A 12,407-nucleotide genomic window follows, 5' to 3' on the forward strand; every position below is an offset into this window, starting at 1 on the left:
AAGTGTCTTATTCGGAGTGAATCATAATGTCAGACATGGATTTTGCAGCATTGCTGTGTTCACGGCTATGCCACGATCTGGTTAGCCCTGTTGGAGCAATTGCAAACGGGATTGAAATCCTGCAGGATGAACATGACGAAGAAATGCGGGTACAGGTTATTGATCTGTTGCAAAAATCCGCGCAGCAAACCAGTAACAAGCTACAATTTTTCCGTCTCGCATTTGGTGCGGCAGGTGGTTTCTCTGCGGAGTTGGATATTCGGGAAGCTCAGTCTGCTCTTGTTTCCTTTCTTAGCGGCACACGCGTAGATCTTGATTGGCAGGTGGCCCTGACTTCGGCATCCAAGCAAAAAGTTAAATTGCTTTTAAACCTGTGCCTTATGGGGGCGGAAACACTTATTCGCGGGGGCACGATGAAAGTCGAAATGGATAACAATGACGGTTCTACGGAAATTGTTTTGTCTGTAACGGCTGAACGAATCATTTTGCAGGATATTGTGCGTAAAACCCTTTTGGGCAAAGTCGCGGAAGCGGACCTGGAGCCGCGTTCAGCACCTGCGTATCTGGCAGCATCCGTTGCAAAAGAGATGGGCGGTGCCATCAATATTGAAGACGGGGATAACAGCCTGGTTATCCGAGCAACAGGCTTGTAGGGTACGTTCAAGCATAATCAAGAATAGATGACAGCCCGCAGACGAAAGTGTGCGGGCTTTTATTTATCCAGTAACAATAAGAAATACTGACAGTTTTTTACACGTTCTTAACCCTTTTTGGTGATTGTAAATATATATGAAAGCAGGAGAAGGTTCCCCATCTCCCAATTGTAGCTAATTTTCAAATAGTGAAAGCCGCAGGTATGGACGACTTATTAAACGAATTCCTAACTGAAACCGGAGAAAGCATTGACGTAGTAGACGTCGAATTGGTGAAGCTTGAGCAGGATCCGAACAACAAGGAAGTGCTTGATAACATTTTCCGTCTGGTTCACACGATCAAAGGTACATGCGGGTTTCTTGGTTTACCTCGGCTGGAGTCTGTTGCCCACGCGTCCGAGAATGTTCTTGGTAAGTTCCGTGATGGCGAGTTGCAGGTAAATGAACATGCCGTGACGGTCATTCTGGAAAGTCTTGACCGCATTAAAGAAATTCTAGCGGGGCTTGAAGCAACAGAAGAAGAGCCGGAAGGCGATGATTCTGATCTGATTTCCAGGCTTGATGCAATTGCTGAAGGAAAGGCCGCTGCCGCAACACCAGCCGCTGCAGAGGTGCAGGAGCCAGAAGTAGAGGACGGGGAAATCATTGATCCCGGCCTTGGTCGCGCACTTAAGCCCGGTGAAGTATCGCTTGAGGAATTGGAAGCAGTGTTTCAGAACACTCCTGGACCAGAAGAGGAAGGCGCCAGCGCGGACACAAGTGCTTCTGCTGGTGCTGATAGTTCGCTGTTTGACCGTTTGGGTGGTGAAGATACCGTTGCTGTTGTTGCGCACTTGCTGGCGCAGCGCCTTGGTAACGACAAGTCGCTCTCGAAGTTTTTTGCAGGTACATCAGATGAGCAACTTAAGGATAAATTCACTGGCCTGATGCTGTCGCTTTTCAAGGACGATATTGATTCTGCAGAAGCTGTTAGCCAGACACTGGTCACAGCGTCTGGGCTTGCGGATGCAAACTTCTCAGCCCTCTTGGAAATGGTGAAGGCGGTACTTGTGGAGTGCGGTGTCGACGGTGATGCTGCAGATGAAGCCACGATGAGCTTTGAGTTGATTAGAGACGGCGTGATTGGCTCGTCTAAAGCGATTGCTCCAACTAAACAGGAACCTGGCAAAGAAAAGGCGACTGCTGCCGGCACAGAATCCAAACGCACAAGCCAGTCCATTCGGGTTAGTGTAGACCTGCTTGAAGAACTGATGACAATGGTGTCAGAACTGGTTCTTACGCGTAACCAGCTTCTTCAAATTGTTCGTAATATGGAGAGTAGTGAGCTTTCTGTGCCTCTACAGCGACTGTCGCAGTGTACTACTGAATTGCAGGAAAATGTGATGAAAACGCGCATGCAGCCGATTGGTAATGCATGGGCGAAGCTGCCGCGGATTGTGCGTGATCTGACAGTTGAACTGGACAAGAAAATCAATCTGGAAATGTTGGGTGCAGACACAGAACTGGATCGTCAGGTTCTGGAATTGATCAAAGACCCGCTAACGCATATGGTGCGTAATTCTGCCGACCACGGCATTGAACTGCCAGCGGTTCGTATTGCCAGCGGTAAGCCTGAAACAGGTACTATCACACTAGATGCATACCATGAGGGTGGGCACATCATTATGGAAATCCGGGATGATGGTGCGGGTATTTCTGTATCTAAACTCTCAGAAAAAATTCTGGAGAAAGGGTTGGCTACCGAGGCTGAATTAGCTGAGATGAGCGACAACCAGATTCAGAAGTTTATCTTCCATCCGGGTTTCTCAACAGCTGCAAAGATCACGTCTGTATCTGGTCGCGGTGTTGGTATGGATGTTGTGCGGACCAATATCGAAAAAATTGGCGGCACCATTGATATGAAGTCGACCGAGGGTAAAGGGTCTGTTTTCCAGATCAAAATCCCGCTGACACTGGCGATCGTTGCCGGGTTGATCGTTGAAGCCTCTGGTGAACGGTATGCAATTCCGCAAATCAGTGTTGTTGAGTTGGTGCGTGCGTCACAGAATTCAGAACACCGTATTGAAAAGATCAAGGATACACCAGTTCTGCGGCTAAGAAACCGGTTGCTGCCTCTTGTATATTTGAATGAGGTACTTGGTTTTGAAACGCGGGAAAATCTGGAAGGGAAAGAATCTGATGACTTTATCGTGGTTGTGCAGGTTGGTGCCTTCACATTTGGTATAGTCGTCGATCAGGTCTTTGACACAGAAGAAATCGTGGTTAAGCCCGTGGCGCCAATCTTGAAGGATTTGTCTGTCTATTCTGGTAATACCATTCTGGGTGACGGTAGTGTCATTATGATCCTTGATCCTAACGGTATTGCGAATATTGCAAACTCTGGTGGCGTGGAAACTGCACACAGCAGTGAACAAGCACAGGAAGAGGCATCTCAGCGCATGAAATCTGAAGATCAGGAAGCAATGCTTGTATTCCGTGCGGGCGGTAAAAACCCGAAAGCGGTGCCGCTTGCACTAGTTGCGCGCCTCGAAGATATTGAGGTGAAAGATATTGAACAGTCTGATGACAAGCTGATGGTCCAGTATCGTGGTAATTTGATGCCACTTGTTAAAGCTCATCCTGATATTGAGCTAAGTGAAGATGGTCGCCAGCCAGTTCTGGTCTTTACTGACCGCGAGTATACTATGGGGCTGGTCGTTAGTGAAATCCTCGATATTGTTGATGAATCTCTCAAGATTGAGTTGGCATCAAACAAACAAGGTGTCATGGGGTCGGCTGTTATCGACGGTAAGGCTACCGAGGTTATTGATGTTTCTTTCTATCTTAATCAGGCGTTTGACGACTGGCTGAAAAGTAAAGATATGAACGATGCTACTGCGCCGACAGCTGGTGGCTCCGTACTGCTGGTTGATGACAGTGATTTCTTCCGCAATATGCTGCGTCCTGTGCTTTCTGTTGCTGGATTTAGTGTTCGTACGGTGTCTACACCAGCGGCTGCGCTTGGCCTAAGAGACGAAGGCTTTGATTTTGATCTGATTATTTCTGATATCGAAATGCCAGAAATGAATGGGTATGAGTTTGCCAAGGAAGTTCGCTCAGGCGGTGCATGGGAAAATACTCCCATGATTGCTTTGTCATCGCTGGCGACAGAGAAGGACATCAAACGCGGCAGAGATGCAGGGTTTAATGACTATGTAGCCAAATTTGATAAGGAAACTTTGCTGAGAAGTATTTCCCAGCAGCTTAAAATTCAGGGAGATGCAGCATGAACGATCTTGTAGTTAAGCAAAACAGCAGTCTTGTTGCTGTCGAGGAAGCGCAAGAAGTTGTCACTGTTAATCTGGCAGGACAGGTCTTGGGTATTCCAGTGCTTGAGGTACATGATGTCCTGAATGCGCAGCAAATTACAAAAATTCCTTTGTCTCCGGAATGGGTGTCTGGTGTACTTAATCTCCGTGGTCGGATTGTAACGGCGATTGACCTGCGTGCCCGTCTTGGTCTTCCTCCACGGGAAGATGGCGAGAAAAGCATGTCTGTTGTTGTGGAATACAATGACGAGCCTTACAGTCTACAAATTGATTCTGTTGGTGAAGTTCTGAGACTGGACGGATCTATGTTTGAACGTAATCCTGTCACGCTTGAACAGCGTTGGCGGAATGTAAGTACAGGCATTTACCGACTGGAAAAACAGCTGCTTCCAATATTGGATGTTGAAAAGTTGCTGGACTTTGAGGGTGCTGCTAAGGCAGCATAGGCACTCATAGGTAAATGTGGTTGTGAGTGCATTGCAGAGGGATCGCTGCAGCGACCCAGGGGAGATAGTCAAACATGAAAACCTGCTTGGTTGTCGATGACTCTAAAGTCATCCGTAAGGTTGCCCGGCGTATTCTGGAAGAGCTTAGTTTCAACGTTGAAGAAGCTGTTGACGGACAGGATGCTCTGGATGTATGCAATCGCATGATGCCCGACGTGGTCTTGCTAGATTGGAACATGCCTGTCATGAACGGCCTTGAGTTTCTGAAAAAGCTGAGATCTATGCAGGGTGTTGAGCAGCCCATCGTAGTGTTCTGTACAACGGAAAATGATATGTCTCACATCCGCGTTGCGATTGAGGCGGGTGCCAATGAATATATTATGAAACCGTTTGACCGGGAAATCATTGAAGCGAAATTTAGCCAAGTTGGCTTGATGTAAAGGGATTTCCTCATCTGTGACTACGACTTTACCAAACCGCGCAAGTGACGTGTCTACTCAGAATCCTTTCCGGGTTATGGTGGTGGATGATAGTGCGATTATTCGCGGTTTTCTTTCCAGATACCTCTCTGAAGATCCAGAAGTTGATGTAGTAACAACGGCCAATAATGGCGAGATTGCTATCCGGCAACTCGGTGTCCATAAAATTGAAGTTGTTGTTCTGGACATTGAAATGCCGGTGATGGACGGCATGACGGCGCTGCCAAAAATGCTGGAAAAACAACCTGGCTTGCAGGTTGTCATGGCATCGACGCTTACTTTGAAAAATGCAGAGATTAGTTTGCGTGCCTTGCAGATGGGGGCGGTGGATTATGTGCCGAAGCCTGAGACTGCACGGTCTGTAAATGCTAATATCGACTTTCGCCGCGAGCTGGTTGAAAAAGTAAAAGCGTGGGCAAGAAGATCACGCGATAAACGCGGCGAAGAAATGCCGGTCGTGATCGACCCTTCCAAAAAGTCTCATGGTGTGTCCTTCATAAAGCCTGCTGCTGAGCGCTCGTCAGGGCGTCCCGCGGCATCTGGTTTTGTGACAGCGGCAAGGCCATCGCGTCCAGCAGCCACTGTTGTGGGACGTGCTGGCGGAAATGATCGGACGGCAACAGGTGTTCAGGAAAGTGGCGCTACTGCTATCTCGCTTAGGAAAGGGTCTTTAAAGACACCGAAAATCCTGGCTGTGGGATCCTCAACAGGGGGCCCACAGGCATTGATGAAATTTTTTGGCCAGTTTCAAAAACCACCAAAGGTTCCTGTTGTCATAACCCAGCATATGCCGGCTAATTTTACTGCAATACTGGCAAACCATTTGGGGCAGGCTACTGGTTGGCCGTCAAAGGAAGCTGTGCACGGAGAAGAAGTGCAGGCCGGACATATCTATGTCGCGCCAGGTGGTAAGCATTTGATTTTGAAAAAAGAAGACAACAAGATTCTCACTATTCTTACCGACGATGCACCAGAGAACTTTTGTAAACCTGCTGTGGACCCGTTGTTTCGCAGTTTGAGCGATATATACGGTGATGCAGCATTGGCTGTTGTGTTAACAGGAATGGGACACGACGGTTTGAAGGGCGCGCGTGATTTGACGCAAAAGGGTGGAACAGTTTACGCCCAGGATGAGGCATCAAGCGTTGTGTGGGGCATGCCAGGGGCTGTTGCTACTGCAGGGTTATGCACTCAGGTGCTGCCACTTGACCAGTTGGGGGCTAAAACATTTAACCGACTTCAAGGAGGCGCATAATGCGTTCAGAAGATTTCGAATTCCTTGCTGATATGCTGAAAAGGCGCTCAGGGTTAATGCTGACCAAGGATAAAGTGTATCTTCTTGAAAGCCGGTTAACACCGCTTGCTCGTAACCATGGTCTGGAGTCGTTAGAGGCACTGGTCCAGAAATTACGTGTATCACGCAGCGAGGCGCTTGCTGTAGAAGTGACAGAAGCAATGACTACGAATGAGTCATTCTTTTTCCGGGATAACACACCTTTTGATCTGTTTAAAAAGCACGTCCTGCCTATGGTGGAAAAAACAAACACCACAAAACGGCTTCGGATCTGGTGTGCGGCTGCTTCAACCGGGCAAGAGCCATATTCCCTGGCCATGATCCTGAAAGAAAACTGGTTCAAGTGGAAAGACTGGAATATTGAAATTGTAGGTACTGATATTTGTACGCAGGTACTGGAAAAGGCCAAGAAAGGCCACTATAGCCAGTTCGAGGTACAGCGCGGCCTGCCGATCCAGATGCTGATCAAATATTTCACCCAGGATGGTGACGTCTGGAAGCTGAATGACGAAATTAAGAGTATGGTCAAATACCGTCCTTTTAATCTGCTTGATTCATATTCGACGCTGGGCAGTTTCGATGTGATTTTCTGTCGGAATGTGTTGATTTATTTTGATCAGAAAACAAAGTCAGACGTTTTAGAGCGGATGCGTCGCAATCTGTCAGATCAGGGTGTGTTGTTCCTAGGGGCGGCCGAGACAGTTCTGGGTATCACTGATGCCTTTAAACCGGTGCGCGGCCAGCGTGGCTTGTATGTACCAAGTGCAGGGAATGTGGAACAGTTGATGGGCTTCTGATTGAAGCGTGCATACAAACGGCCCAATAAGTAATAATAAAAAAGCACCCGGACCGGGTGCTTTTTGTCTTTAAACTGGTCACTAACAGTGACATTTATTCAGCAGCCGCCACGTCATCGCCTGATGGGTCACGCAGGACATAGCCACGTCCCCAAACGGTCTCGATGTAGTTTTGTCCATCAGTAGCGTTCGCAAGCTTTTTGCGGAGTTTACAGATAAACACGTCAATGATTTTCAGTTCTGGTTCATCAATGCCGCCGTAAAGGTGATTAAGGAACATTTCCTTGGTCAGCGTTGTTCCTTTGCGCAGGGACAGAAGTTCTAACATGGCGTATTCCTTGCCTGTCAGATGTACGCGCTGGCCTTCTACCTCAACGGTCTTGGTGTCAAGGTTTACGGCAAGACGGCCTGTTTTGATGATAGACTGAGAATGTCCCTTAGAGCGGCGCACAATCGCATGAATGCGGGCAACCAGTTCTTCTTTGTGGAATGGCTTGGTTAGATAATCATCTGCGCCGAAGCCCAGCCCTTTAACCTTTGCTTCCATTTCCGCAAGGCCGGACAGGATCAAAATAGGCGTATTTACCTTGGCCGTACGCAGACGTTTCAGGACGTCATAACCATGCATGTCAGGCAGGTTAAGGTCCAGGAGAATAATGTCGTAATCATACAGTTTGCCCAAATCCAGACCTTCTTCGCCAAGGTCTGTGCTGTAGACATTAAAACCTTCTGCATTAAGCATTAATTCAATACTGCGCGTGATCGTTGGATCATCTTCGATAAGCAAAACACGCATTGGCGTAACCCTCCTTCCATACTTGCGAGATATTTTAACCCCGCGTTTACTCTGGAATTCCCTCATTTTTCGGGGGAATAAATGGCACTTGTCCATAGTGTTGGCCGGGACAAAATACCTTCAATTTTAACTAATATTAACGAAGGTTAACGCGGCTGTCCAAGGAAAAGTGAATTCTGGCCTTAAGTCCATGATTTCAATGTATTAAGTGTCTTTTTTTGATACAATAATGCTGATTTCGTGTCTGGTTTAGCTATACAAGACAGATGCTTCGGAAATTGACTGTTTATGGCGGGTACGGTACGAATCTAAAATAAAGTATTTTTGCCGAATATGCGGTAACTACCAGACTGCAAGAAAATCTGCCACTCAAGCTGGCAAAGGAATGCCCCTTGGAAACACTTATTCAGGAAATTGAACGAATTCAGTCAGAGTGCCGATACGGAAGGGTGTCCGGTGTCAGGGGATTGCTTGTCGAAGTCTCGGGTATTGAGCAGTATGTTTCCATCGGGTCGCGTATGGAGGTGCAGACGCGCGATATGCGCACTGTGCCCATTGAGGTCGTCGGATTTCGTCAAGGGGCCATATTGGCGATGCCGTACGGTGCACTGGAGGGGGTCGGCGTAGGCTGCAAAGCCATTTTGGTGCAATCAGAGCCGGTTATTTTCCCCGGGCGGGAGTGGCTTGGCCGGGTGATCAATGCATTCGGTGAACCGATTGACGATAAAGGGCCCATTGCGTCCGGTAATGCCCCCAGAATGTTGCGGGCCAATCCGCCGCCTGCACATGCACGTCAACGTGTCGGTGAGAAGCTGGATCTGGGTGTGCGGGCACTGAATAGCTTTATCAGTTGTTGCCTCGGGCAGCGGATGGGTATTTTTGCCGGTTCCGGGGTTGGTAAATCTGTTCTTATGTCGATGATTGCTCGATACAGCGGCGCTGACATTAACGTTATCGGCCTGATCGGCGAGAGGGGCAGAGAGGTTCAGGAGTTTCTCGAAGATGATCTGGGGCCCGAAGGGTTGGCACGGTCTGTTGTTATTGTTGCCACCTCTGATGAAAGCGCGCTGATGCGCCGCCAGGCAGCATATACAACGCTAACGGTTGCTGAATATTTTCGGGACAACGGGGCCAATGTCATGTGTCTGATGGACAGTGTGACCCGTTTTGCGATGGCGCAGCGCGAAGTTGGCCTTGCAGGGGGCGAGCCGCCGACGACAAAAGGGTACACACCAACCGTATTTACTGAACTTCCGCGTCTGCTCGAACGGGCAGGGCCCGGGCCAAAGGGTAAGGGGAATATCACGGGCCTCTTTACCGTTCTCGTTGAAGGGGATGACCATAATGAACCTGTCGCGGATGCCGTGCGAGGTATTCTGGATGGGCACATTGTTATGGAACGGGCAATAGCCGAACGGGGAAGGTTCCCTGCGATCAATGTGTTGAAGTCCATTTCCAGGACCATGCCGCGCTGTAATACCGACTTTGAAAACCTGTTGGTGCGCGAAGCAAAACGGTACATGTCTACCTATTCTGATATGGAGGAAATGATCCGTCTCGGAGCCTACAAGGCGGGTAGTAACGCGGATGTTGACGCTGCTATCCAGTATCACCCTTATATGGAGGAATATTTAGGACAGTGGAAAGATGACGCCACCTCGCTTGAGGAAGGGTATGCCCGTCTTGAAAAAATTCTGAATCTGGGGCCTGCGGGCGATGTTATCCGGTCGTCCGGATTGGGGCAGGGCTAAAGAATGAGTCGCCTTGACGGGATTATTCGTCTGTATAAATGGGAGCTGGACGAGAAGCGCCGAGAGCTTGTTGACTTGCAGGAGCAAGTGGACAGGGTTCAGGAGCAAATAGAAATGCTGCATCAGGAAGTTGAAGACCAGAAACAGCACGCTGCAACGGAAGCTGGTTTAACAACAATGGGCGCATATCTTGAAGGAGTGCGCAAGCGGGAGCAGATGCTGCGTTCTGAATTACGCAAGCGTGAAGAAGCCGTTGCAAAACAGCAGGAACGTGTATCCGAAGCTTTCAGTGAGTTAAAAACCTACGAAATCGCACGTGACAAGGAAAAGGCCCGTCAGGTCGCCAAAGTCGCGAAGGTCGAGCAGGCTGAGTTTGATGAACAGGGACTGCGGCGCAGTAGCCAGCGGGATGCAAGCCAGCATCCTCAACGTAAAAGGTAAAGACTAATCGGCATTGAGATCTATTTTTATGTGTGATTAGGGAGGGAGGCAACCGTGGCACCTACGGATGACAATAACAATATTCACATGCTTCAGGATATTGACAGGGCGCATCATTTGCACCCTTTCACGGACCCACAGGCACTAAAGACTGCTCCGCCATTTGTAGTTGAAAGCGCAGAGGGCTGTATGATCCAGGGGCAGGGCATGTCCTTGCTGGACGCTATGGCTGGTCTTGGTTGTGTAAATATCGGTTATGGCCGTACCGAGATGGCGCAGACCGCAGCCAAAGCGATGGAAGAGTTGAGTTTCTATCATAGCTTTGCCGCGATCACGCATCCGGCTGCTGCCAAACTGGCTGACAAGCTGGCTGCCTTGGCACCGGGCAATCTGAACAAAGTATTTTTTGCAAATTCAGGGTCAGAGGCGAATGAAACCGCCTTGAAGCTGATACAGTATTATTGGCTGCGTAAAGGCAAGCCCAACAAGACGATCATTCTATCCCGTGACTTTTCCTATCACGGCTCCACACTCGCAACCAGTGCATTGAATGGACTAACCGCAATGCACGAACCTTTTGGCATTAAAACCAAGGGGCATGTAGAACATGTTATGTCGCCGTTTTGGTACCGTTTCGGTGGCGATATGACTGAGGAGGCATTTGCCGAGCATGCAGCAAAAGCGATTGAAGACAAAATACTGGAGATTGGTCCGGGCCGCATAGCTGCCTTCGTGGGGGAGCCTATTCAGGGCACCCTGGGTGCCATTATGCCGCCCAAAGGCTACTGGCCAAAAGTTGCGGAGATCTGCCGTAAATATGATGTGTTACTCTTGGTGGATGAGGTAGTCACCGGAATGGGACGGACGGGTAATTGGTTTGCACAGGAAACTTACGGTTTCGAAGCAGACCTGATGTCGTTGGCCAAGGGCTTGTCGTCAGGGTACCAACCGATTTCAGCACTGATGCTGTCTGACAGTTTTGCCGAAGTTGTAGAAGCAGAATCTGCGGTTTTGCAACACGGCTTTACAACATCGGGCCACCCTGTAGCGGCCGCAGTAGCCCTGAAAAATATTGAAATTCTGGAACGTGAAAACCTGATCGGTCGAATTAAGTCAGAGATTGGTCCGTATTTCAAACAGGCACTGGAAACGCTTCTGGACCACCCGCTGGTCGGGGAAGTACGTGTTGAAGGTTTAATCGCGGCCGTTGAATTGACAAAGAACAAGGTCACGCGAGAACAGTATCCGTACGAATGGGGTGTATGTCAGCATGTCGCCAATGCAGCCCTGATGCAGCGGTTAATCGTGCGTCCGGCAGGCAATGTTCTGGTGATGTGTCCCCCTTTCACTATTAGCTCAAGCGAGATTGACCAGTTGGTTAACGGCCTATCTTCTGCACTGGATCAAACATACGCTGCACTTCAGAATGTCTGATATGTGTGAGTAAACCCAGCAACTGAGACCCGGTTCGCAGATCAGGTCATATTGCCTGCACGGGGATTTTCTCTCGTCTTGGAGTTGGTTTGCGGCTACGGATCATCATGATGTTGCCGACGATAACCAGCGAAAGTCCGCTAATGGCAGGCAGGGACCATTCAAATCCTTCAAAAAGGGTTGAAATGATCAGTGCGACGATGGGGGTAAGAACCATGATGTAGCCAGACTGGCCTACGCCGATTTTACCGATAAGCGATAGATACAGCACAAAGGCAAATATACTGCCAAACAGGGATAAGTAGACCAGCGCAATCCAGTATTCCGGGCGGGGGTCAAATACAGGTAGGCCCACCGTCAGCAGGGACAGTACGATGTTAAAGGATGTACCGTATGTCATGCCCCAGAAATTCAGTGCGAGCAGGTTTATGTTACGCGCAGATTCTGTTGCGCTGATGGTGTTGCCCGCTGCGGCAAAGACCGTGCTGACGATGCATATAATAATGCCCAGCATTGTTGTGTCTTCCAGGGATACTGACTGTACCTCTGGCAGGAAAATAAGGGCCAGGCCGGACATGCCAAGCAGGGCGGCAAATAGCAGGGATGGTTTTATCGGTGTTTTCAACACAATCCGTGCGCCAAGAATGTTTAGGAATGATAGTAAGGAAAAACAGACTGCTACAAGTCCCGACGTCAGATACTGTGTCCCATAATATACGATGATATAGTTGGACGAAAACATAAACAGGCCAATGCCAGCTGTAATGATATGCTGGCGCCGGGTCATTACCAGCGGGACGCCACGTTTCAGGCACCAAAGCCCTAACAATATTGCGGCCAAACCAAAGCGGTATGTTACCGACCAGCTGGGCGGTACAGTTCCAAGTTGCCATTCAATCGCATACCAGGTTGAACCCCAGATAAGAACGCAGGAAAGGAATGCTGGAAAAGTACCCATAGTGACCTCTGAAATATGTGTGGATCACGCATAACAGGTCTTTGAGTTTG

Annotated in this window: 11 protein-coding genes; 9 read left to right on the forward strand and 2 right to left on the reverse strand. The window is 48.9% G+C overall.

From position 1 onward, the window contains the following. The first annotated feature begins 26 nt into the window (after positions 1-26). From IE181_RS07985 to IE181_RS08015, 6 genes are all read left to right on the forward strand, one after another. Positions 27-653, forward strand: coding sequence for a histidine phosphotransferase family protein (locus IE181_RS07985; protein WP_191251768.1), 627 nt, complete (start codon positions 27-29; stop codon positions 651-653). Positions 654-856: 203 nt separating this feature from the next. After that, the gene (locus IE181_RS07995; RefSeq protein WP_229819266.1) at positions 857-3,922 is read left to right on the forward strand and encodes a hybrid sensor histidine kinase/response regulator; all 3,066 of its coding nucleotides are present in this window, start codon (positions 857-859) and stop codon (positions 3,920-3,922) included. Continuing rightward, complete coding sequence (locus IE181_RS08000; RefSeq protein ID WP_191251770.1) at positions 3,919-4,407, forward strand: chemotaxis protein CheW; 489 nt, start codon at positions 3,919-3,921, stop codon at positions 4,405-4,407. The genes IE181_RS07995 and IE181_RS08000 overlap by 4 nt, the downstream gene beginning before the upstream one ends. A gap of 74 nt (positions 4,408-4,481) precedes the next feature. Beyond that, positions 4,482-4,847, forward strand: a complete 366-nt coding sequence (locus tag IE181_RS08005) for a response regulator (protein ID WP_191251771.1) — start codon at positions 4,482-4,484, stop codon at positions 4,845-4,847. Between the two features lie 16 nt (positions 4,848-4,863). Beyond that, the gene (locus IE181_RS08010) at positions 4,864-6,141 is read left to right on the forward strand and encodes a protein-glutamate methylesterase/protein-glutamine glutaminase (RefSeq protein ID WP_229819267.1); all 1,278 of its coding nucleotides are present in this window, start codon (positions 4,864-4,866) and stop codon (positions 6,139-6,141) included. Next, positions 6,141-6,977, forward strand: coding sequence for a CheR family methyltransferase (locus IE181_RS08015; RefSeq protein ID WP_191251774.1), 837 nt, complete (start codon positions 6,141-6,143; stop codon positions 6,975-6,977). Before IE181_RS08010 ends, IE181_RS08015 begins: the two co-directional genes overlap by 1 nt. Before the next feature lie 94 nt (positions 6,978-7,071). Here IE181_RS08015 and ctrA read toward each other — a convergent pair whose 3' ends face one another. Beyond that, entirely contained in the window at positions 7,072-7,773 is a 702-nt protein-coding gene (ctrA, locus tag IE181_RS08020; RefSeq protein ID WP_191251775.1) for a response regulator transcription factor CtrA, read from the reverse strand. A 392-nt stretch (positions 7,774-8,165) separates the two neighbouring features. Between ctrA and fliI the strand changes: the two genes are divergently transcribed. The 3 genes from fliI to IE181_RS08035 are packed head-to-tail and all read left to right on the forward strand — an operon-like array spanning position 8,166 to position 11,399. Next, the gene (gene fliI, locus IE181_RS08025) at positions 8,166-9,524 is read left to right on the forward strand and encodes a flagellar protein export ATPase FliI (protein ID WP_191251776.1); all 1,359 of its coding nucleotides are present in this window, start codon (positions 8,166-8,168) and stop codon (positions 9,522-9,524) included. Positions 9,525-9,527: 3 nt separating this feature from the next. Further along, complete coding sequence (locus IE181_RS08030; RefSeq protein WP_191251777.1) at positions 9,528-9,965, forward strand: flagellar FliJ family protein; 438 nt, start codon at positions 9,528-9,530, stop codon at positions 9,963-9,965. 54 nt (positions 9,966-10,019) lie between these two features. Continuing rightward, positions 10,020-11,399 carry an aminotransferase gene (locus tag IE181_RS08035; protein WP_191251779.1) on the forward strand — a complete coding sequence of 460 codons (1,380 nt, stop codon included), beginning with the start codon at positions 10,020-10,022 and terminating at the stop codon, positions 11,397-11,399. Between the two features lie 46 nt (positions 11,400-11,445). Here IE181_RS08035 and IE181_RS08040 read toward each other — a convergent pair whose 3' ends face one another. Next, on the reverse strand, positions 11,446-12,357 hold the full coding sequence (locus IE181_RS08040; protein WP_191251780.1) for a DMT family transporter: 912 nt from the start codon (positions 12,355-12,357) through the stop codon (positions 11,446-11,448). Positions 12,358-12,407: the final 50 nt, after the last annotated feature.

The sequence above is a fragment of the Kordiimonas sediminis genome, from assembly GCF_014656395.1.
GTDB classification, from domain to species: domain Bacteria; phylum Pseudomonadota; class Alphaproteobacteria; order Sphingomonadales; family Kordiimonadaceae; genus Kordiimonas_A; species Kordiimonas_A sediminis.